Genomic DNA, 22,683 nt, shown 5'->3' with positions numbered 1-22,683 from the left:
ATTCCACCAGCAGATAAAAAATGCCCGCCAATGCGCCGGGATTTCTCGTTCAGCCTCTACCCAATCCTGAGCGTTGGCCTCTGCCCATGAGTCGTTTCGAGGTCCTCCTGAATTTCAGCTATAAACTTGCCTATCGCTCGATTGCAATTGAGGCTGGCTGTACTAATTCCCGTAACCAACAGCTCTACTCGACCAGAGACAGGCTCGAATATCAGAGCTTGCAGTGATCCGCTTTGATCGACTCGGCACTCGCAGGACAGGGGACGGAGTGCTGACTCGATGATGTGACGCAACTCAAGCGTGGATAGCATGATGACTCCAGTGAAGACGGTGGACTCGGGAAGGGCGAGTGTTGAACCGTCTCATAGCTGGAGTGTGAGGGACGCCGTCGGGGTGGTCTGTTCGCTAGAACACGCAGGTGCGGGTCAGCAAGACGGTTTTAACGGAACATAGGGCAACAGGCGCTCGGTTTCTTTTCTGACGACGGCGTAGCACTCGCAACTCAGTTGCTCAAGTGCGGCCCTGTCCAGCACCTTGATATGGCCACGGCTGTATTCGATGACGCCCAGGCGTTGCAGTTTGCCAGCGGCATCGGTCACGCCTTCACGGCGTACGCCGAGCATGTTGGCGATCAACTCCTGGGTCATGATCAGTTGATTGTCTTGCAGGCGATCGAGAGACAGCAGCAACCAGCGGCACAATTGTTGATCGATCGAGTGGTGGCGGTTGCACGCGGCGGTCTGCGCCATCTGGGTGATCAACGCCTGGGTGTAGCGCAACATCAGCAGGAGCATCTCCCCGTGGCGATTGAACTCATCCTTGAGTCGCTGGCTGGGTAACCGAAAGGCATGCCCGGCGCTCTGTACGATCGCCCGGCTTGGTGTGCTTTCACCACCCATGAAGACGGCGATGTCGATCAAGCCTTCATTGCCTACCACTGAAATTTCCGCCGATGCGCCGTTTTCCATCACATACAGTAAGGACACGATGGCGTCGGTGGGGAAGTAGACGTGCCGCAGGACATCCCCGGATTCGTAGAGCACCTTGCCGAGCGGCAGGGTGATCAGTTCGAAGTAGGGCAACAAGCGCTCCCTCGATTGTGCAGGAAGGGCCGCCAGAAGATGGTTCTGTTGTGGCTTGGGTGTATCAAACATATCAGCCAGCATCCGAGGTTGAGACTTCCAATACCTAAAGATTAATCCATGGCGCACGCCGTACGCTGCCATATGGGGCCGTCCGTCGGTTTTGCCGGCACATTCAATTCGGGCCAGGCCCTTGGACGGCCGTCGAGGATTGGCGGCTCCATAGGCTCCTTGTCATCTTTCAGGCCTTTGAAGAGCGGCGTAACGGAGGAAGACGATGCGAGCGCTTCGATCAGGCGTGAGTGCTATTAAGTGCAAAGAAGCGTCAATGGCTCACCAGCGGCAACATCACCACGAACTCACTTCCCTTACCATTACCCTCGCTCGTGGCGGTGACCTTGCCACCGTGCGCTTCGACCAGCTCCCGAACGACGGTCAACCCGATGCCCAAACCGGAGCCGTTGAAACCTATGGCGTGTTCGTCTTGAACATAAGGGTCAAAAATAAAAGGGAGTGCTTTAGCCGAAACGCCGATTCCATTGTCGGAAATACTTATCTTCAGAACGTCGGCCTCTACCGTGGCAGACAGCTTGATTCTGCCTTCGGCCGGAGTGTACTTGGCCGCATTCGCCAGTAGATTGTGAAGAATCTGAGCGAGGCGTCCTGAATCACCATTCACCATCAAGGTGCCATCTGGAAGATGGACATCGAACTGCTGCTGTTGGGCGATCATCACAGGACCACACGCATCAACAGCCTCAATCAGAATTTGCATCATGTCGACATCGCGGCGATTGATTCGCAGCTTGCCCGTGCTGGCGCGGGAGACGTCGAGCAGATCGTCGACCAGCTGTGAAATATGCTGTACTTGACTCTCAATCAACTCACGCATTCGCGGTAGTTGGTCGCTGGGCAGTCGAACCATACGCTCTGCAATCATGCTGATAGGTGTTAACGGATTTCGCAGCTCATGGGCCACCATCGCCAGTACGTTTTTCTGCTGGTTCAATGCGCGCTCGGCTGTAGCCTGAAGGTCTTGAGCGCTGAGCGCAGCCATTACCAGCTGCGCATTAGCCTCGCGCAATTGCTGGTACAAACGCTGCTCCTCCAGACGAGGGGGGGTTACAGCGTCTGATTGCGCCAAGAGTATCGCCAGTACCAGCTGCTGATTGGCCTCGATCACTTGCTCGACCTGCTGGGTATCTGCCAACCGGCTGCTGGCGTCGCTCAACTGTTTTTGCAGTGCTGCCAGTACGGCGCGCGCTTCAACAGTTTTTTGTCCAAGCAGGAAGAGTTCGTGAGCAGCATTGGCCATCTCACGTTCCTTCTTGCCACCGGCTTTACTCATGAGTCGGGCTCAAACATTTTTATCTCCCGTACGTACCGCTCCTGAACTCTGTTTTGTCGGTCGACCACCGAGCAGCCCCTCCTGGTCCGGCAGCATTTCGCCGATCTGGAGGCCGTTATCGTCGATGTGGTACTGGCGCAACTGATCTGAATGGGCGCTGGCTCGGACCTTGACCACGGCCATGATCCGCAACAAGCGGCTCTCTACTTCAATATAGCGTTGAACGATGATCGCATCGGTGAGAAAGGCGGTGCCGTAAGGACTGAAACGCAGATCGGTGTAGCGGTCTTCCAGCTCGGAGGTCATCAACACACTGACCCCGGCGCCGGTCAGCGCGGTGACCATGCGTGACAGCGACTCGCGGAAGTCATCGCGGAAGGTCGGCGCCAGCGCCAGTTCGAAGCCCGACAGCGAATCGATGACCACGCGGGTGGCTTTCAGCCGGGTGATCTCGCTCAACAGCAACTGCACGATTTCGTCGATGGAGAGGTCCGGGGCCCGGCTGTCCACCAGACCGACCTGGCCACTCTGGATCAGGCCAGCGAGGGTGGCATTCTGGGAGTGATTGGGCCGCTGTTCGAACACCGCGATCACGCCGGTTTCGCCATTGCGCGCGCCTTCAGCGAGAAATGTCGCGGCCAGAATGCTTTTGCCCGAGCCCGAAGGCCCGGCTACCAGCAAGGAATAACCACGGGGCAGACCGCCGCCGAGCATCTCGTCGAGCTGCGGCACGCCCATCTTCAGGCGCTTGATAGGGAACTCCAGCGGCGCTTCAACCGGGTTGGGGGCCGTTGGCGCAAAGACCTTGATCCCCGACGTCGCGATGCGGAAGGTATGCAGCCCCGGCAGTGTCGGTTGGCCGCGCATCTTCATGATTTCCATCTTGCGCACCATGGAATTGCGCTGAACGCTTTGACGCAGCCAGATCAGGCCATCGGCCACGGTGAAAATCGGGTTGGTGTCGGTTTCGGTGAAATATTCACCGATCAGGAAGGTCGTCGCCTGCCAGGTGGTCATCAACATGCCCAGTTGCTGAATGAACTGCGGCAGGTTGTTGTTGGGGTTGTCCTGGGTTTGGCTGGCCAGCACCACCGAACGGAACGAGTCGACGAACACCAGCGACGGAGAGTGCGCCTCCACCTCGCTGACGATGCGCCGCAGCACTTCGTCCAGATTTCCGGCGAGGGTGTCGTTGGCCAGGTTGATATAGCGAATCGAATGGTTGATCGCTTCACTGTCGAAAAAATCGAATTGCTGTTGATAGCGCAGCATCTTCAGCGGCGGCTCGCCAAGCACCGTAAAGAACAGCGCCGGACGTTCGGGCGTCGCCAGGGCAAACATCATCTGGTGAGCGAGGGTAGTCTTGCCGCAGCCGGGAGGGCCGGCGATCAAGTTGAACGAAAACTCCGGCAAACCTCCGCCCAGCACTTCGTCCAATCCTGGCACGCCGGTGGCCAAGCGGTTGATAGTCACTTTGGTGCTCATGGCGAATTTTCCTGCGATGGGGTGTCGCTCAAAGAAGGTTCCCACACGTCACGAAGCAACCGTGCGGTGAGCGAGGGCCCGATCAGCGTGGTCAGCAGTTCGTAGAAGGTGATCAGCATCACTTCACCGAAAAACAACGCATCGGCTTCGCTTTGTTCAACGAGTACGGATTTGAGGGCAGCCAGATCCAGCGCGGCCTGCACGCGGTCATAGGTACCGGCCAGGCGCGGATGAGCGCAAGTGCAAAGCTGGAGGCTACGGCGGTAAAGCGCGGCAACCCCTTGCGGCCCAATGATGGGCGTGAGGGCTGCGTCCATATCCTGCAAGGTTGAAACGATCGCCTGGGCGACCCTCGCAATGTCCGCGTCGGGACCAACACGGTGCGCCAGAGAAGCTACGATCTGGCGGCTCTCTTCGCTTAGCGTGGGCATGACGGACTAATATCTGATGGACAGAGCCTGATGGTACACCCTATCTCGAGTTTATCGAGACTCAGTCTGAGGCAGTATTGAAAAAGCAGTCTGATTGTCCTTTTGGCTGTGATCTGAGCTTGATCCCATCGGTACGGGCTGGAGAATCGGTTAAAGCAAGGGTGTGATCGTCTCTTTTTCTGACGATGCCGAGAGAAAAGCCTCCTTTTTACCGGCGCCAGTGGCTCGCTGTGGGGCGGTACGGTGCTACGAGACGGACGCGTTGTGCTGGCTGTGCAATCTCATCTGCCCATTACAACCTATCTGAAAATATTCAAATCTCAGTGAAAATGACCGTCTACGCTTGCGTGTGTGCGGTGGTGATTTTGGTGATGGGTATCTCATGAGTCTGAAGAAAACCGTTGCACAACTGGTGACTTTGGCCGTAGTCGGGTTGGCGGTGCTGCTCGGTTGGTTTGCTTGGGATCATTACACTCGATCACCCTGGACTCGTGATGCGCGAGTGCGTGCCGATGTGGTGACGCTATCAGCCGAGGTCTCGGGACGCATCATTAGCTTGCAGGTGCAGGACAACCAGCATGTGCAGAAGGGCCAGTTGCTGCTGGAAATCGACCCGGCGCGTTACGCACTGGCGGTCGAACACGCGAAGCGCTCAGTCGAAGTGGCGAAAGCCACTGAGGGCCAGTCGAAGGCATCAATCATTTCCAGTGAGGCCTTACTCAAACAACGCCAGAGCGAAGAGCAGAGGCGAAGGACGCTCAAGCAGCGTTTCGCGATCTCCGGCGAAGAGTGGGAAAAGTCCAGTACCGAAGTGGCGGTAGCTCAGGCGGACCTGTTGAGAAACCAGGCCAACCTTGGCTTGGCGCAAGCCAATGTGCAGCTGGCTATTGCGGCCTTGACCCAGGCCGAGCTGGATTTACAACGAACCCGGGTGGTGGCGCCGGTCAGTGGCTATGTGACGAATCTGCTGACCCGCGAGGGTGACTTCGCTAGTGGTGGCGGTGCGCTGTTGGCGTTGGTTGACAGTCAATCCTTTTATGTTAGTGGCTACTTCGAAGAAACCAAGTTGCCGCGAATCGAGGAGGGTGATCGGGTCAGGATCGAGTTGATGAGCGGCGAGACTTTCGGCGGCACCGTACAAAGCATCGCTTTTGCTATCGCCGACCGTGAGAACTCCCCCGGCAGTCGCCTGCTGGCCAACATCAACCCCAGCTATACTTGGGTCAAACTGGCGCAACGAGTGCCGGTGCGGATTCAGATCGACGCCGACTATATCGCCAAAAACAGCCTGCGTGCCGGGACCACGGCCACGGTGACCGTCATGGAAAACCGGGATAATCAGGCAACCCACTAACCCCATATGGGGACGGGCTTATGTGGCGAGGGGGCTTGCCCCCGTTCGGCTGCGCAGCAGTCGTAGATTGGGGCCGCTTCGCGACCCAACGGGGGCAAGCCCCCTCGCCGCAAAGGCTCGCTCCCACAGGGATATGCGTTGAATTAAAGACCGACAAAAAAAAGCCCCGCGACCGAATGAGGCGCGGGGCAAAGAATTTGGTTGGGTTGCGGCCAACCAAAGGGGCACGTTAAAGCATTACTTGCTGGCGACCGTCTCTGGCTGCCAGCCGCCGCCGAGGGCTTTGTAGATCGCGACGATGCCGCGATACAAATCGACTTCGGCCTGGGCCTGGGTGTCTTCGGCTGCAAGACGCTCACGCTGGGCATCGAGCAGGACGAGGAAGTCCACGGTGCCTTCGCGGTAGCGAATTTCGGCGAGGTCCGCAGCGGCGCGGCTTGATTCGCTTTGACGAATCAGCGAAATCAGGCGCTGCTGGCGTTTGCCGTAATCACTGAAGGCGTTCTCCGATTCTTCCAGTGCCAGCAATACGTGCTGCTCATAGGTCGCCAGGGCGCCTTCGGCTTCAGCATCGGCACCGCGCAAACGGGCGCGCACGCTGCCCAGGTCGAACGCCGCCCAGGTGATGCTCGGGCCCAGTGCCCAGGCATTGGCCGCCGACGAGCCGATTTGCGAACCGCGCCCGGCAGTCCAGCCAAGAAAACCGCTGAGGCTCACCCGAGGGAACAAATCAGCCTTGGCCACGCCGATACGCGCAGTGGCAGCCGCCAGTTTGCGTTCGGCGCTGCGGATGTCCGGACGACGTTGCAGCAGTTCACCCGGATCGCCGATGGGCAGGGCCTTGGCGATCGCCGGCAAGTCTTTTGGACTCAGGTCGACGGTCAGCTTGTCTGGACGTTCACCCAGTAGGGTGGCGATGCGGTTGCGCTGACGAACCTGTTCGGCTTGCAGTTGCGGCACGCTGGCTTCGACAGACGCCAGGCGCGCATCGGCACGAACCACGTCCAGCTGATCGCCAACACCGGCGTCACGCAGGCTTTCGGTGATCTTGCGTGACTCCTGCTGATTGTTCAGGTTGGCCAGCGCGATTTTTTCTCGCAGTTGCGCGCCGCGCAGTTGGCCATAGGCGTCCACCAGTTCGGCAATCATGGTGACTTGCAGTTGGTAAAGATCGGCTTCGGCCGCTTGCTGCTCAGCGTCGCTGGATTCCAGGTTGCGCTGGATGCGACCGAACAAGTCCAGTTCCCAGGCCATGTCCAGGCCCAGGTCATAGCGTTCGCTGTTGACCCGTTTGGTGGTCTGACCCGGAATTTGCCCTTTGCCCAGATCGCTGCTCGCGCGGCTGGTGATGGTCGGCATGGCGTCATTGCTGGCGTCATCGCGAATCGCCCGGGCCGCTTTCCAACGGGCAAAAGCCACACGCAAATCACGGTTGCCCTGCAAGGATTGCTTCACCAACTGGTTGAGGGTCGGATCGTCGAATTGCTGCCACCAGATGCCTTCGAAACGGGCGCGGTCAAAGTTCTTCTGACCGGCGCTGCCATCGTTGGCGGCCGTGATGTTGGCCGCCTCGGTGGCTGGGGTTTTATAGTCCGGGCCGACGGCACAGGCGCTCAGCGCCAGTACCAGCAGGCTCGGCAGGAAGGCTTTCAGGCTCATTGTTGCGCCTCCAGTTGCTTTTCCAATTTCAGTGCCTTGGCCGCTTTGCGTTGCTCACCGCGCTCCACAAAGTTGCGAATCAGTACGTAGAACACCGGCGTCAGCAACAGACCGAAGAAGGTCACCCCGAGCATCCCGGAGAACACCGCCACACCCATGGCATGACGCATTTCGGCACCCGCACCGCTGGAGAAAACCAGTGGCACAACACCCATGATGAACGCGAAGGAGGTCATCAGGATCGGCCGCAGACGCAGACGGCAAGCTTCCAGTACCGCTGCCAGCGGGCCGAGACCTTCTTCCTGCTTATCCTTGGCAAACTCGACGATCAGAATCGCGTTCTTACAGGCCAGTCCCACCAGTACGATCAAGCCGATCTGGGTAAAGATGTTGTTGTCGCCGCCCGAGGCAATCACCCCGGTAATGGCCGACAGCAGAGTCATCGGTACGATCAGGATCACCGCCAGTGGCAGGCTCCAGCTTTCGTATTGAGCAGCGAGCACCAGGAACGCCAGCAGTACGCAGAGCGGGAACACGAACAGCGCAGTGTTGCCGGACAAAATCTGCTGGTAGGTCAGGTCGGTCCACTCGTAGGTCATGCCGTTCGGAAGTTCATCCTTGAGCAGTTTCTCGATGGCTTTCTCGGCCTGGCCGGAGCTGTAGCCTGGGGCTGCCGCACCGTTGATTTCAGCGGTGATGAAGCCGTTGTAGTGCATTACGCGGTCTGGCCCGGAGGTGTCGCTGACCTTGATGAAGGTCGCCAGCGGGATCATCTCGCCACGGTTGTTACGCACTTTCAGCTGACCGATCTGATCCGATTCGAGGCGGAACTGTTGCTCGGCCTGAACGTTGACCTGATAGGTGCGACCGAAGCGGTTGAAGTCGTTGGCATACAGCGAACCCAGGTAGATCTGCAGGGTGTCGAAGATGTCGCTGACGGCCACGCCGTGGGTCTTGGCTTTTTCCCGGTCGATGGCGGCATCGACCTGCGGCACGTTCACGGTGTAGCTGGTGAACAGACCGGCCAGTTCCGGCACGCTGCGGCTCTTGGCGATGATGTTCATGGTTTCTTTGTACAGCTCGTCATAGCCCAGGTTGCCCCGGTCTTCGATCTGCAGGCGGAAACCGCCAATGGTCCCCAGGCCTTGTACCGGCGGTGGCGGGAAGATCGCCATGTAGGCTTCCTGAATCCCGGCGTACTGGCCGTTCAACGCGCCGGCAATCGCACCGGCGGACATGCTCGGATCCTTACGCTCGTCGAAAGGCTTCAGGGTGACGAACACGATGCCGGCGTTCGGGCTGTTGGTGAAACCGTTGATCGACAGGCCGGGGAAGGCCACCGCGCTTTCCACGCCAGGCTGTTTCAGGGCCAGGTCGGACATGCGCTTGATCACATCTTCGGTACGGTCCAGGCTCGCGGCATCCGGCAGTTGTGCGAAGGCCACCAGGTATTGCTTGTCCTGACCAGGTACGAAACCGGTCGGGGTGTTGGAGAAACCGAAGAAGGTCAACACCATCAAGCCTGCGTACAGCAGCAGGGCGATACCGCTGCTGCGGATTACCCGGCCCACGGTGCCGACATAGCCATGGCTGGCCTTGTCAAAGAAACGGTTGAACGGACGGAACAACCAGCCACCGAATATCTTGTCCAGCACCTTGGAGAAGCGGTCTTTTGGCGCGTCATGGCTCTTGAGCAACACAGCGGCCAGCGCTGGCGACAAGGTCAGCGAGTTGAAAGCCGAGATCACGGTCGAAATCGCAATCGTCAGAGCGAACTGTTTGTAGAACTGACCGGTCAAGCCGGAGATGAACGCGGCCGGGATGAACACCGCACACAGCACCAGCGCCGTCGCGATGATCGGGCCGGTCACTTCACGCATCGCACGCTTGGTGGCTTCCACGGGGGTTAACCCGAGCCCGATGTTTCGCTCGACGTTCTCCACCACCACGATCGCATCGTCGACCACGATACCGATGGCCAATACCAGTCCGAACAGCGATAGGGCGTTCAGCGAGAAGCCGAACAGGTGCATCACGGCAAACGTACCGATCAGCGAAACCGGCACCGCCACCAACGGGATGATCGAGGCGCGCCAGGTTTGCAGGAAGAGGATCACCACCAGCACAACCAGGATCAGTGCTTCGAAGAGGGTGTGAACCACCGCCTCGATGGAACCGCGCACGAAGATCGTCGGGTCATAGACGATGCTGAAGTCCATGCCTTCCGGGAAGTTCTTTTTCAGCTCGGCCATTTTCGCCCGAACGTCGTTGGAGATCTGGATCGCGTTGGAGCCTGGGCGCTGGAAGATCGGGATCGCCACCGCCGGTTGGTTGTTCAGCAAGGAGCGCAGGGCGTATTGGCTGGAGCCGAGTTCGACACGAGCGATGTCTTTGAGGCGAGTGATTTCACCATTTTCGCCAGAGCGAATGATGATGTTCTCGAACTCTTCCTCGGACACCAGACGGCCTTGGGTATTGACCGACAGCTGGAACGCGGTGGCATTCGGTGCAGGCGGAGCACCCAGGGCACCGGCCGCCACTTGACGGTTCTGTTCACGAATCGCGGTGACCACATCGGTGGCGGTCAGGTTGCGCGAAGCGGTCTTGTTCGGATCGAGCCACACCCGCAGCGAGTAATCGCCCATGCCGAACAGCTGCACATCACCGACACCGCCCAGACGCGCCAGCTCATCCTTGATGTTGAGCAAGGCGTAGTTGGACAGGTAGAGCATGTCGTAGCGTTTGTCCGGCGAGGTCAAGTGCACAACCATGGTCAGGTCGGGCGACGCCTTGTCGACGGTGATACCGATGCGCGTCACTTCCTCGGGAAGTTTCGGCTCGGAACGCGTCACGCGGTTCTGCACCTGCACCTGCGCGTTGTCCAGGTCGGTGCCCAGGGCGAAGGTGATGGTCAGGGTGATCTTGCCGTCAGCGGTGGATTGCGAGGACATGTACAGCATGTTCTCGACGCCGGTGATGGCTTGCTCCAGAGGAGCGGCCACGGTTTCACCGATGACTTTAGGGTTGGCGCCGGGGAAGTTGGCACGGACCACCACGGTTGGTGGCACCACTTCCGGGTATTCGCTGATCGGCAACTGGAACAGCGAGATAGCACCGGCGATCAGGATCAGCAGCGACAGTACCGCTGCGAAGATCGGCCGTGAAATGAAGAATTGGGAGAAATTCATCGGAGTAATTGCCCCTTAACCGCGTGGAGTCGCAGCAGCCAGTTTCACAACCGTACCCGGCGCGACCTTGGCAGGTGCGACTTGGGGCAGGTTGCTGGCTTCCAGCGCTTGTCGTTGTTGAGCAAGGGCCGCGAGGGTTTCCTTGCTGGCCATCGGGATCACTTCAGGGCTGACCGGCGAACCAGGGCGAACCCGTTGCAAACCCTTGACGATGATGGTGTCGTCTTTGTTCAGGCCGCTGCGCACGATGCGCAAACCTTCGATTTTCGGACCCAGCTCGACGGGGCGATAAGCCGTTTTGTTGTCGGCATCCATCACCAGCACGAACTTTTTACCCAGGTCGGTACCGACCGCTTCGTCGTTGATCAACACCGCGGAGTAGGTGCCGCTGCCCACCAGTTTCAGGCGTGCATAAAGACCCGGGGTGTAGCTGCCGTCTCTGTTGTCGAACACCGCACGACCGCGGATGGTGCCGGTCTTCGGGTTGACTTGGTTGTCGACGAAGTTCATCTGGCCCTGGTGCGGGTTGCCGTCTTCATTGGACAGGCCCATGTAAACCGGGGTAGTGGCGCCGCGTTGACCCTGGCGGGCGAGCTGGTTGTACTTGAGGAACACACGCTCGTCGGCGTCGAAGTAGGCGTAAACCTTGTCGGTGGACACTACGCTGGTCAGCGCGGTGGTGTCGGCGGTCACCAGGTTGCCGGCGGTGATTTCCGCACGGCTGACACGACCGCTGATTGGGGACGTCACGCGGGTGAAGCTCAGGTTCAGTTTGGCCAGGTCCAGTTGCGCCTGGAGTGCACCGACGGCGGCGCGAGCCTCTTGAGCGGCACTGGTGCGCGAGTCGGCGAGTTCGGCGGAAATCGCGTTGCTGGTGCGCAGACGTTCGCCGCGTTGGGCTTCGTTTTCACTGCGGGTGGCTGTGGCGCGAGCTTGCGCAACCAGGGCTTCGAGGCGGCGGACCTCAGCCTGGAACGGACGCGGGTCGATCTGGAACAACAGATCGCCTTTCTTGACCAATGCGCCTTCGGTGAAGGTTACGTCATCGATCTGGCCGGAGACCCGTGGACGAATCTCTACCGTTTCCGGCGCTTCCAGGCGCCCGGTGAATTCGTCCCACTCGTTGACCGGTTGCTCCAGCACCTTGGCCACGCTGACTTTGGCCGCGGGCATGGTGGCGGCAGCGTCCGGAGTCTTGCCGCAGGCGCTCATCACCATCACGGCCAACAGGGCCAAGGGGAAGCGCAAATGTTTGAGTGACTGTTCCATGGATGCATCCGCCAATGTATTGAGATGGGCGGATAATGCTTGGCGGGGCGGTATCAAACGAATCGAACGAGGCAAAGGTAACTATCATTCGGAATGATATAAGCCAGAAGCAAGCCCTCTAGCATGCACCTTTCGTTAGCGGGCTATCAAATGAAATGATGACAATTGTGTGTTGCGGGGAATGCAAAGGTTTGGCTTGAAACCGTGTAGCGGCCTTCGCGGGCAAGCCTCGCTCCCACTGGGGATTTGTGTATCGTTGATCCGGTCCAGGAGCGAGGCTTGCCCACGAAGAGGCCATCAGCCTCAATACAACATCAGGATCAGGCCAGACTATCCGGGTCCCCAAAGAATATTTTGACTTGACTCCAGGGCGGTGGTTTCAGGTGATAAAAAACTGGCGATGCCCCCACTTTTACCCCCACTCACTATTAGAGTCAGGGGCATCGTGCGCAGCTGTCAGGGCGTCTAGAAAATTCAGGGTGATTCACCGTGTCGATGGCACCCACCTCAGGAATGCTCTATCACCATCACCGCAGTGGTGTCCGCCTCGAGTGCTTCGAACACGTGAGGCACATTCGCCAGGTAGCTGATGTAGTCGCCAGCGTTCAGCAATACAGGTCCAGTCGCCGGGCCGATATGGGCGCTGCCGCTGCACAACACCACGTGCTCTACGGTTCCCGGTGGGTGAGGCTGAGACAGCCGAACTTCGCCGGGCTGCACTTTGAGCCGGTAGATATCACGTTGTACTCCCGCCGGGCAATCGGCAAGCAGTGTCGCTGCATAATTGGCAGTCTCGGCATAGGTCGTCATACCCTCGTTGGCGCGAATCACCCGCAGGGTCTGCTGGGGTTGCTCGAAGAACCGAGTGACTTGCAAGCCCATTGCCATCGCCAGCGACCACAAGGTTTCGATGCTGGGGTTACCGATTCCCGACTCCAATTGAGACAAGGTCGACTTCGCCACCCCGGCGCGCTTGGCCAGCTCGGTCAAGGAAAGCCCGGCGGCCAGGCGCTCGCGTTTGATTGAAAGGGCCAGCAGATCGATTCGGCTCGGGTTATTTCTCAGCAGGTTGTTCGTTATATTGGTCATTCGTTTTTTAAATCATCCTGAAATGAGTTGACGCTCCCAGCGCGTCTTGTTCAGTATAGTGAGCGTTAGTTCATTATAAAGTTCTATTTGCCGAACCAACCCCCGCGAATGGCGGCTTAGGTTACGGCAATGCCGGCAGCAAGGAAGCAGTGAGTGATGAAGTCGCAAACCCGTGGGACGCTCGAAATGATTTCGGCCATGGTGATCTCCGGCACGGTGGGCTGGTTTGTCATCATGTCGGGGCAGAGCCCGGAGGCCGTGGTGTTCTGGCGTTGCTTGTTCGGCGCCATGGCGATGCTGGTCACATGCCTGGTGCTTGGGGTGCTGCGCCGCTCCCTGATCAACGCCCGGCAGTTCATTCTGGTGTGCCTGGGCGGGGTGGCGCTGATCCTCAACTGGGTGCTGCTGTTCAGTGCCTACAAACATTCCTCTATCGCCATTGCCACGGTGGTCTACCACGTTCAGCCGTTCATGCTGGTCGGTCTGGGTGTGCTGTTCTTCGCCGAGCGTCTCAGCACCGCCAAGGTCGGCTGGTTGCTGTTGGCCTTCGCCGGTCTGATGCTGATCGTGTCCGCCAAAGGCAGCGGGCAGGGCACTGGCGCCGACTACCTGCTGGGCGTTTGCCTGGCCCTGGCTTCAGCCTTCTTCTACGCAGTGGCGGCGGCGATCACCAAGCGCCTCAAGGACTTGCCCGCGCACCTGATCGTGCTGATCCAGATGGTGGTAGGCGTGCTGGTCCTGGCACCGTTCGTGGATTTCAGCAGGGGCGATACGGTCGAGGGCGCCTGGACATACCTGATCATTATCGGCGTGGTCCATACCGGGCTCATGTCGACCCTGCTGTACAGCGCCATCCAGAAAATCCCCACGGCGTTGGTCGGGGCGCTGTCGTTCATCTATCCGATCGTCGCCATCCTGGTCGACTGGGTTGCCTTCGCCCACCCGCTCAGCGCCCTGCAAGTAATTGGCGCGAGCGCCATCCTGTTGGCGGCTGCGGGCATGAACTTCGGTTGGTCGCTGGGCCGCGCCCCGCATCAGGAAGTGATGTAGGGCTCGGCGAGAAACCTCCTGCTGATCGGAGCGGAAGCCTTTACCACCGTCGTCAACCCGCAAGACCGTGCCGCTTGGCCGATCTTCGGTGCCGGCGCCTCCACGGCCCGTCGCACCGTGGACGGTACGGACAATCGCCATGCATGACCGCTGTGGATAGCGCCCGGTTGCCAGCGATCAGGCGCTACGCTGGTTTGATTCAAAGACTCTCAGGGTCCCCGAAAAACATCTGAATCCGCGACCTCAACCACCGCTCACCCGGATCATTATCCTGCGACCCGCGCCAGGCCATGTGCAATTCAAAGCTGCGCACCGGCAACGGTGGATCTTCCGCCCGAACACCACCGGCGGCGGTCAACGCTTCGGCGGTGTAGTCCGGGACGGTGGCCACGATGTCGGTGCCGCTGATCAGTGTGCTCAGCCCGTTGAACTGCGGCACCGCCAGCACCACGTGCCGTTTGCGCCCCAGCTTCTCCAGCTCTTCATCTATAAAGCCGCTCAGGTCGCCCGCGAACGACACCAGCGCGTGGGGGCGGGCGCAGAAGTCATCCAGGCTCAACGGCCCCGGCACGGAGTCGGCTCGCAACAGTTTCGGCATGCTGCGGCGCAGTACTTTGCGCTTGGCGTTGGCCGGCAGGTCGGCGGTGTAGCTGACGCCAATGGAAATTTCGCCCGAGGCCAACAGGTTCGGCATCAGGATGTAGTTGGCCCGACGCACCACCAGCACGATGCCCGGTGCCTCGGCGCGCAACCGCTTGAGCAGCATCGGCAGCAACGCGAACTCGACATCGTCCGACAGGCCGATGCGGAACACCGCGGTGCTGGTGGCCGGATCGAATTCCGCCGCGCGACTGACCGCGGTGGAAATCGAATCCAGGGCCGGCGAGAGCAGGGCGAAGATTTCCACCGCTCGGGCGGAAGGTTCCATGCTGCGGCCGGTGCGCACGAACAACGGGTCATCGAACAGCCCGCGCAGGCGCGAGAGCGCCGCACTGATGGCCGGCTGGCCGAGGAACAATTTCTCCGCAGCGCGGGTCACACTGCGCTCGTGCATCAGTGTTTCGAAAACGATCAACAGGTTCAGGTCGACACGACGCAGGTCATTACGATTCATCTGGGGTCCTGGCAGATTCAGCAAACTTGACGTGAGCGACCATATGAGAACAATGGCCGGCGTGAATCTTACGGGGAAAGGCTGGTACTCTGCACAGGGTAATTCAGTTTTCCCTGAAAGGCTGCTTCGGTTTTTACGGCATTGGATGATGTCGCCGTCGCTGCGGAATCAATGACAGGCATGTCGACTATTAATAGCCACTGATGGTCTTGGGTAGAAAGCCCAGATAGAGTTCAGGGCATTAGAGGTTACTTTGACGAGGTTTGCGATGTCCCGCACGATCCGTTTTCACAAGTTTGGTCCAGCCGAGGTGCTCAAATGCGAAGAGCATGCGGCCGCTCTGCCTGCGCCGGGCGAAGTGCAGGTGCGTGTCGAGGCGATAGGCATCAGCTGGTACGACATTCTCTGGCGCCAGAACCTGGCCTCGTCCCATGCTCGCCTGCCTTCAGGCCTGGGTCATGAAATGGCCGGCGTGGTCACGGCGCTCGGCGAGGGGGTCGATGACCTCGCTATCGGTGACAAGGTCGCCAGCTTCCCGGCCGAAAGCCCCAACGATTATCCGGTCTACGGCGAACAGATCGTTCTGCCGCGCACGGCGCTGACCCGCTACCCGGACGTGCTCAGTCCGGTCGAAGCCAGCGTGCATTACACGCCGCTATTGGTCGCCTATTTTGGCTACACCGATCTGGCGCGCGTCAAGCCCGGGCAATTCGCTCTGGTGACCGACGCCAGTCACTGCGCCGGGCCGTCGTTCGTACAGCTGGGCAAAGCCCTTGGTGTGCGAGTAATCGCTGCGACCAAAACCGCGGACGAGCGTGAATACCTGCTGTCGCTGGGTGCCGAAAAAGTCATCGTCACCGAAGAAGAAGATCTGCTGATGCGGATCAACAAAATTACCGACAACCGTGGCGTCGATGTGGTGTTCGATGGCCTGGGCGGCCCGCAGATGTCGCTGCTCGGCGATGTGCTCGCGCCTCGCGGCAGCCTGGTGCTCTATGGCCTGCAGGGTGGTAACCAGACGCCATTTCCGGCCTGTGCGGCGTTCCAGAAGAACATTCAGTTCTTCGTGCACTGCATCGGCAACTTCACCGGCAAGCCGGAGCTGGGCATCCTCCAGGATCAGGCCGCACTGCAACGTGCCCTGCGCGACATCAACCAGTTGACCGCAGACCATGTGCTGCTGCCACTCAAGACTCGGGTATTCCCGTTCTCCCAGTTTGTCGAAGCACACCGCTACATGGACGAATGCCCATGCCGCGAACGGGTCGCCCTTGAGGTCGAGCCTGTCTGAGCTCTTCGTACGAGCCCCCTTGTATAAACCCCTCTGGAAAGGTCCGTGCAGGCACGGACTTTTCCGCTGTCAAAACCTCCAAAATGAGACATCCCATCGATCCCTCGGTGGGGCGGTTCAGCAACTGAACTGGTTTTTGCTCTCGATCTGTATCTTCTAATCATTATGTAAGCCCTGATAATTGAATGATTATTTCATCTCAAGGAAAGAGTCATGGCTGGGTATCAGGTTGAAACTTTTCAACGCGCATCGGCAATACATGCTCAACAAATAATTCGACGCCGCTCGGCGGTCATACATTTATTGGCAATTTCTTTCTTTATTTCTTGTATTACACGTCTGTGGGATGTTGTCGGAAATTTCCTAGGACATCGCTCGGGGCCGAAAAACACCCGTCCTGCCTGGCGTTGCGGCGGTATTGCCCTGCTTGGGGTTCTCGAGACATGCAACCATTTCAAATAATTACAAAATGCTTAAGTGCTAGCATTTGATAACAACCCCGGCACCCCATTCATGACAGGCAATCCGTCGCGCAGTGCATGTAATTGTTTGCGTGGCGTCGAACTTATGAGTAACAGGTAAACAATGATGACCCATACCCATGAACAGGCAATGAATTATGTTTATCAACAAGTACTGCAGCGCTTGCTGAGCTTTTTCTCTCGCGCCGAGCGCACGGCATTGCAACTGATGATTCAGCGCCTGGTGGTGTCGGCTGGAGGTATGGAGCGTATCGGCGATTACAAGGTGTTGGCGATCCAGTCCGGGTCCCGTGACAGCTGCTACACACTGGCGCTGCTGCGCGCCGCGCAACTGAGTATCGCCGGTCGGGCACCGGCGACGTTTCAGCTGCGAGTGGCCACTTTGCGCTTGAGTGGTACGGCTGCGACAGCACTGGAAAACATCCATCGCAGCAGCAGTGCATTGTTTCTATACGACGATCCCCGGGTCGAAATGTTGATGGTCGATAATCGTGAGGTCCTGCCGTTCAATCACTTGGCGCCAATCTCCGATGCCGGCCGCGAGTCGAATCGGCTCAACCTGCTGATGGTCGGGCACCGTCGGGCCTGGAACGGGCCGCTTGAGTTGTGGGACGACGGGTACCTGGCCACAGGTGATTTTTATGGACAAATTGCCCGCTGGGACAACGGCGTCGATGTCATGGTCAGCAGCGATTCACCCCGTCGGCAGGCTCAGTTTATCGAGGGTTTGAACCGTGCCGCAGCCAAGGCCGGGCTTGCGCCGACGAGCCGCCATGAAACGGGCTACGAGGGATTGTTCGCGCGGCTCGATGAACTGGGCAGCGACTGCTATCGCGAGTTTTATCCCGACTCTGCTCAGGCTGCGTGGCGTCCTGCCGAGCGCTTTGAGGCCTGCCGTCGCACGACCTTCATCGACATCCACGACATGCTGGTCAGCAACCTGGAAGAGCGCTGGCCGCTGCTCACTGACTTCCTCGGCTTCCAACCTGATGAACTGACGGCTCAATTCAGTGATAACGACCATGTCAGTCCGTCGATATCCGCGCACCTTCGCGGCTTGCAAGCGCGCTTTGTACACGGTCGCACCTACGAAGAGGGGGTCAGCGAATACCTGCAGCGGGCGTTGGTGATGATGCGTCGTAAACAATTGCCCGAGCGCTTTTGCGAGCAGGCAGTGGAGACCTTCGGCAATCCGCTGACCATGGCCGATCAGCGCGGATTGGCGACAGCCGAGGCACAAAAAAATCTCGGTTTGAGTGAAGCCCAACTGGTGTGCCTGCTGTTCGCCCCGTTTGTCGATAACGGCGCGGCCCTGGAGCATTTTCTTCGTCAATGCCATCCCGGCATGCTGGTAGCGCTGCCGGAATTGCACCGGGCGATGCAGGGAGGTCCGGCACCCGAGCAGGTTCTGCAGTGGATGGTGGATGTCAGCGGGTTGCCAGTCAGCCTGATCGGTACGCTTTACCGCATGAGGCCGGTGGTTCGGGATGAGGGTAGGGTGCCAGGCACGGAAAGCGGCGACGCGGGCGTGCAAGTCGAAGACATGGACCCCGAGAATGAAACAGCAGTGACTGGCGAATGGTCGATGGGCCAGTGAATGTTCCTGGTTTGGCGGATGCATCAAAAGTGCGTCATGACGTTCGTAGCGTGTTCGGTCATCACCCATGAAAGGATCACGAGATTCCGATTTCGCGTACCAGGCGGTGTACCGCTACCTGAACAATCTGATCAATGAGCCGGGCAGTGACGTGCGAGTGCGCCTGCCCTCATTGCGGCAGTTGGCGGATCGTTTGAGTGTGTCGATCTCGACCATTCAATACGCCTATTCGCTGCTGGAGAAGGAAGGACGCATCTATTCGGTTGCCAAGTCAGGCTATTACGCACTGCCGGTGTCTTCTATCGGTCTTCCCGGCAGCGGTAAAGACCTGCTCGAAACGGTCTATGTCAACGCCAGGCGCCCCGGCATGCTGGTGTTGAGCGCCGATGAACCGGCGTTGTTACAACCCCTGGACAGCCCGTTGTTGTTGCTGGAGAGAGAATTGCTGCGCCAGTATCCGCGCCAGCCACAACCGTCTTCACAACCCTGCGGCGAGCTGGAACTGCGCACGGCCCTTGCGGCACGCTACACCACTTCGCCGACACGCTGCTGGCATGCCGATGATGTCTATATCGGCGCAGATATGCGCGGCGTACTTGAAATATTGATCGCCGTTCTTGAGCTCAAAGATTCGGTGGTGGTGGTCGAGTCGCCGTGCGACTGGGTGATTCTGCGCTTGTTCCAGGACGCCGACGTGCAGGTTGTCGAGCTGCCGCTGCAAGCCTGTGGTGGCCTGGATCTCGAACAGCTGAGAGAGCTGCTCGAGACCGGGCGGGTGCGACTGATGATGCTTTCATCAGGACTGAACATGCCGCGCGGGAGCGTGGCGCCTGACGACAACCGGCAGTCCACTGCGCAACTGCTGGGACGGCATGGCTGTTGGGTGTTGGAAAACGATTGTTACGGCGAGCTCGAATTCGAGCCGAGCGGCTTGCGGTTTCGCGACCTGGTTGACCCTGATCGGCTGATCGTGTTTTCCACTTTCGAGAAAATCATCGGCTCGGAGGCACCCTTTGGTTACCTGCTTTCGCGACAACTGCGTGCCGAACTGCAACGGCACTTTCTGCTGCGGGCATTCCGTTTGTCGCTGATTCGTCAGAAAGCCATCGCGCGGCTGTACAGCAACGGACGCATCGATCAACACCTGCTGGTGTTGCGTCGACTGCTCAAGGAACGCATGGTGCTGATGACCCAACTGCTCCAGGAGCGTCTGCCGGAATCGCTGCATTTCGTCGAGCCCCAGGGCGGGGCGACGGTGTGGATTCGCTCGTTGCGCCAGGTCAATGTACATCGAGTGTTCCAGAGACTGCTCAAGCAGCAAGTGGTCATCGCACCGGGGGAGTTGTTCAGTTTGCAGGGCCTGCACGCGCAGCACTTGCGCCTGAGTCATACGTTCGGTGGCGACCACGAGCTCGTCGCTGCACTGGGGCTACTGGGGGATGCCTTGCGTCTGGAATCGATCGATTGAGCCGAGGTGGCAGAGCTCCTCGGAACCTGACATTCGATAACGTCGCGCAACGGCCAAACTGTCAGTAAACTGCGCTCCTATCCCGAACCACTCTCTCTCAGAGGTTTTGCATGACACTCAGTCCTTTTGCGGGCAAACCGGCACCGGCAGAACTGTTGGTCGACATCCCGCGACTGGTAACGGCCTATTACACCGGCCAGCCCGATGCAGCCATTTCTACCCAGCGCGTCGCCTTCGGCACGTCCGGACACCGAGGTAGCTCGTTCGACTTGAGTTTCAACGAATGGCATGTCCTGGCCATCAGCCAGGCGATCTGCCTGTATCGCGAGGCCCAGGGCATCGATGGCCCGCTGTTCGTCGGGATCGACACCCACGCGCTGTCCACGCCGGCCGGTGCCAGTGCCCTGGAAGTGTTGGCGGCGAACGGTGTCACGGTGATGATCGCCGAAGGCGACGAGTACACCCCGACGCCGGCCATTTCCCATGCGATTCTTTGCTACAACCGCGGGCGCACTTCAGGCCTGGCGGACGGCATCGTCATCACGCCGTCCCACAACCCGCCGCAAAGCGGTGGCTACAAGTACAACCCAACCAACGGCGGCCCGGCCGATACCCACATCACCAAGTGGATCGAAGCCAAGGCCAACGAGTTGCTGGCAGCCAGGCTCGCCGGCGTCAAACGCATCAGCTACGAGCAGGCCCTGAAGGCCAGCACTACCCATCGTCACGATTACCTCAACACCTATGTCGCTGACCTGATCAACGTGATCGACTTCGACGCCATCCGCGATGCGAAGCTGCGTCTGGGTGTCGATCCGCTGGGCGGAGCAGGGGTGCGCTACTGGTCGGCGATTGCCGAGCACTACCGCCTGGACCTGGAAGTGGTGAATAAACAGGTTGATGCAACGTTCCGTTTCATGACCGTCGACTGGGACGGGCAGATCCGCATGGACCCATCGTCCAGCTATGCCATGCAAGGCCTGATCGGCCTGAAAGAGCGTTTCGACGTGGCGTTTGCCTGCGACCCGGACCACGACCGTCATGGCATCGTGACCCCGTCCGGTGGTTTGCTGGCGCCGAACAACTACCTCGCGGTCTCGATCGACTACCTGTTCCAGAACCGTCCACTGTGGCGCGCCGATGCGGCCGTGGGTAAGACCGTGGTCAGCAGCGGCTTGATCGATCGCGTCGCCAAACGCCTGGGCCGTCGTCTGTACGAAGTGCCGGTCGGTTTCAAATGGTTTGCCGACGGTCTGTTCGACGGCTCCCTGGGTTTTGGCGGTGAAGAAAGCGCCGGTGCGTCGTTCCTGCGCAAGGACGGCAGTGTCTGGAGTACCGACAAGGACGGTTTGATTCCGGCGCTGCTGGCCGCTGAAATGACCGCTCGCACGGGCCGTGATCCAAGCCAGGCCTATCGCGCGTTGACCGATGAACTGGGTGAGCCGTTCTCGGTACGCGTTGATGCCAAGGCCAACCCTGAACAGAAAGCACTGCTGAGCAAATTGTCGCCGGACCAGGTCACTTCGACTCAACTGGCGGGCGAAGCGATCCAGAGCATCCTCAGCCATGCACCGGGCAACGACCAGGCCATCGGCGGTCTGAAAGTCATGACCGAGAACGGCTGGTTCGCGGCGCGGCCGTCGGGCACCGAGGACATCTACAAGATTTACGCGGAAAGCTTTGTCAGTGATGACCACCTGAAACAACTGGTGGCCGAGGCCCAGACACTGGTAGATGGCGCAATTTCTGCGAAGTGATTGAAGGCCCCTTCGCGGGCAAGCCTCGCTCCTACAGAAGGTCGGCGCCGATCGACGCTAATCCTGTAGGAGCGAGGCTTGCCCGCGAAAGCGTCAATACAGTCACACAGGACTTCAGCCAAAAAAAGGGGCGACCATCAACGGTCGCCCTTTTTTTGCCGCGCATTTACCGCCTCAAGCCACATCTACCAAGACGATTTCGCTGTCTTCGATCGCAGTCACCCGCAACACTTGCTCATCGGCAACCGCGACCCCGTCTCGAGCTTGTGCGCGCAAGCCATTGACTTCAATCGCTCCTGTCGCCGGCACCAGATAAGCGCGACGGCCACTGTCCAGACGATATTCAGCCGTTTCCCCGGCTTTCAGGTTGGCCGCCACCAGACGCGCATCGGCGCGAATCCGCAGGCTTTGATCGTCGCCGGCCTTGCCACTGGCCAGGGTCACGAAGCCTTCGCGTTGGCCTTTGGGGAAGGGCTTGGCGCCCCACGACGGTGCCAGACCGGTTTCGTTGGGGATGATCCAGATCTGAAAGATCCGGGTCTCGGTCGCTTCCAGATTGTATTCACTGTGGGCGATCCCGGTGCCGGCGCTCATGACCTGCACATCACCGGCTTCGGTACGGCCCTTGTTGCCCAGGTTGTCCTGGTGGGTAATCGCGCCTTCACGAACGTAGGTGATGATTTCCATGTCCCGGTGCGGGTGTTGCGGGAACCCGGTGCCGGGGGCAATCACATCATCGTTCCACACCCGCAGGTTGCCCCAGTTCATGCGTTTGGGGTCGTAGTACTCGGCGAACGAAAAGTGGTGATGGGCATCCAGCCAGCCATGGTGCGCGCCGCCCAGGGAGTTGAAAGGTCTGAGTTCAAGCATGATCGTCTCCTGAAAAAGGTTCGTCATGGGGGCAGAACGTCTGAGCCACAAACGAGAACCGGTGGTTGATGGTCAGTATCATCCATCAGGTACCCATCGATAAAAAGCGTAAAAAATGCCTCAATACAATCGAATTATTTGATACCAAA

General features: G+C 59.2%; 18 protein-coding genes and 1 pseudogene. 8 read left to right on the top strand and 11 right to left on the bottom strand.

Annotation, left to right across the window (positions count from 1 at the left end; genetic code table 11):
- Positions 1-56 precede the first annotated feature (56 nt).
- The 5 genes from AC07VO_RS02145 to AC07VO_RS02125 form a co-directional block, all read right to left on the bottom strand.
- Positions 57-311 (bottom strand): DUF1652 domain-containing protein, encoded by a 255-nt coding sequence (locus tag AC07VO_RS02145; protein WP_111453637.1) that lies wholly within the window; start codon positions 309-311, stop codon positions 57-59.
- A gap of 114 nt (positions 312-425) precedes the next feature.
- On the bottom strand, positions 426-1,154 hold the full coding sequence (locus AC07VO_RS02140; RefSeq protein ID WP_495007467.1) for a Crp/Fnr family transcriptional regulator: 729 nt from the start codon (positions 1,152-1,154) through the stop codon (positions 426-428).
- Between the two features lie 253 nt (positions 1,155-1,407).
- Positions 1,408-2,430: a sensor histidine kinase gene (locus tag AC07VO_RS02135; protein ID WP_457327051.1), complete on the bottom strand. Its 1,023-nt coding sequence runs from the start codon at positions 2,428-2,430 to the stop codon at positions 1,408-1,410.
- A 9-nt stretch (positions 2,431-2,439) separates the two neighbouring features.
- A complete protein-coding gene (locus tag AC07VO_RS02130; protein WP_111453638.1) occupies positions 2,440-3,915 on the bottom strand; it encodes an ATPase domain-containing protein in 1,476 nt (491 codons plus the stop codon).
- A complete protein-coding gene (locus AC07VO_RS02125; RefSeq protein WP_225609192.1) occupies positions 3,912-4,346 on the bottom strand; it encodes a hypothetical protein in 435 nt (144 codons plus the stop codon). The genes AC07VO_RS02130 and AC07VO_RS02125 overlap by 4 nt, the downstream gene beginning before the upstream one ends.
- 382 nt (positions 4,347-4,728) lie before the next feature.
- Here AC07VO_RS02125 and AC07VO_RS02120 point away from each other — a divergent pair, with 382 nt between their 5' ends.
- Entirely contained in the window at positions 4,729-5,700 is a 972-nt protein-coding gene (locus AC07VO_RS02120; RefSeq protein WP_374727782.1) for an HlyD family secretion protein, read from the top strand.
- Positions 5,701-5,937: 237 nt separating this feature from the next.
- Here AC07VO_RS02120 and AC07VO_RS02115 read toward each other — a convergent pair whose 3' ends face one another.
- From AC07VO_RS02115 to AC07VO_RS02100, 4 genes are all read right to left on the bottom strand, one after another.
- A complete protein-coding gene (locus tag AC07VO_RS02115) occupies positions 5,938-7,359 on the bottom strand; it encodes an efflux transporter outer membrane subunit (protein WP_018926021.1) in 1,422 nt (473 codons plus the stop codon).
- Positions 7,356-10,547 carry an efflux RND transporter permease subunit gene (locus AC07VO_RS02110; RefSeq protein ID WP_018926020.1) on the bottom strand — a complete coding sequence of 1,064 codons (3,192 nt, stop codon included), beginning with the start codon at positions 10,545-10,547 and terminating at the stop codon, positions 7,356-7,358. Before AC07VO_RS02110 ends, AC07VO_RS02115 begins: the two co-directional genes overlap by 4 nt.
- 15 nt (positions 10,548-10,562) lie before the next feature.
- A complete protein-coding gene (mexE, locus tag AC07VO_RS02105; protein WP_111455248.1) occupies positions 10,563-11,816 on the bottom strand; it encodes a multidrug efflux RND transporter periplasmic adaptor subunit MexE in 1,254 nt (417 codons plus the stop codon).
- Positions 11,817-12,323: 507 nt separating this feature from the next.
- A complete protein-coding gene (locus tag AC07VO_RS02100; protein ID WP_192350575.1) occupies positions 12,324-12,905 on the bottom strand; it encodes a helix-turn-helix domain-containing protein in 582 nt (193 codons plus the stop codon).
- A gap of 156 nt (positions 12,906-13,061) precedes the next feature.
- On the opposite strand from AC07VO_RS02100, the gene AC07VO_RS02095 reads away from it, so the two are divergent.
- Both AC07VO_RS02095 and AC07VO_RS02090 read left to right on the top strand, forming a co-directional pair.
- Positions 13,062-13,955 (top strand): DMT family transporter, encoded by an 894-nt coding sequence (locus tag AC07VO_RS02095; protein WP_192350731.1) that lies wholly within the window; start codon positions 13,062-13,064, stop codon positions 13,953-13,955.
- 12 nt (positions 13,956-13,967) lie between these two features.
- A pseudogene (locus tag AC07VO_RS02090) lies at positions 13,968-14,102 on the top strand (beta-ketoacyl-[acyl-carrier-protein] synthase family protein); the annotation flags it as partial.
- 52 nt (positions 14,103-14,154) lie between these two features.
- On the opposite strand, the gene AC07VO_RS02085 reads toward AC07VO_RS02090, so the two are convergent.
- Positions 14,155-15,069, bottom strand: a complete 915-nt coding sequence (locus AC07VO_RS02085) for a LysR family transcriptional regulator (RefSeq protein WP_086944243.1) — start codon at positions 15,067-15,069, stop codon at positions 14,155-14,157.
- A 268-nt stretch (positions 15,070-15,337) separates the two neighbouring features.
- Between AC07VO_RS02085 and AC07VO_RS02080 the strand changes: the two genes are divergently transcribed.
- From AC07VO_RS02080 to pgm, 5 genes are all read left to right on the top strand, one after another.
- Positions 15,338-16,360: a zinc-dependent alcohol dehydrogenase family protein gene (locus AC07VO_RS02080; RefSeq protein ID WP_018926017.1), complete on the top strand. Its 1,023-nt coding sequence runs from the start codon at positions 15,338-15,340 to the stop codon at positions 16,358-16,360.
- 213 nt (positions 16,361-16,573) lie between these two features.
- Complete coding sequence (locus AC07VO_RS02075; protein ID WP_155944799.1) at positions 16,574-16,822, top strand: hypothetical protein; 249 nt, start codon at positions 16,574-16,576, stop codon at positions 16,820-16,822.
- Between the two features lie 126 nt (positions 16,823-16,948).
- Positions 16,949-18,439, top strand: a complete 1,491-nt coding sequence (locus AC07VO_RS02070; RefSeq protein ID WP_192350572.1) for a hypothetical protein — start codon at positions 16,949-16,951, stop codon at positions 18,437-18,439.
- Positions 18,440-18,506: 67 nt separating this feature from the next.
- Positions 18,507-19,907 carry an aminotransferase-like domain-containing protein gene (locus tag AC07VO_RS02065; RefSeq protein ID WP_064618032.1) on the top strand — a complete coding sequence of 467 codons (1,401 nt, stop codon included), beginning with the start codon at positions 18,507-18,509 and terminating at the stop codon, positions 19,905-19,907.
- Between the two features lie 110 nt (positions 19,908-20,017).
- Complete coding sequence (gene pgm / locus AC07VO_RS02060; RefSeq protein ID WP_064618030.1) at positions 20,018-21,664, top strand: phosphoglucomutase (alpha-D-glucose-1,6-bisphosphate-dependent); 1,647 nt, start codon at positions 20,018-20,020, stop codon at positions 21,662-21,664.
- Between the two features lie 174 nt (positions 21,665-21,838).
- Here pgm and AC07VO_RS02055 read toward each other — a convergent pair whose 3' ends face one another.
- Positions 21,839-22,534, bottom strand: coding sequence for a pirin family protein (locus AC07VO_RS02055; RefSeq protein ID WP_018926013.1), 696 nt, complete (start codon positions 22,532-22,534; stop codon positions 21,839-21,841).
- Between the last annotated feature and the right edge of the window lie 149 nt (positions 22,535-22,683).

It is taken from the genome of Pseudomonas sp. GW821-FHT03E01, assembly GCF_059420765.1.
This window is presented reverse-complemented; position numbering and strand designations above follow the sequence as displayed.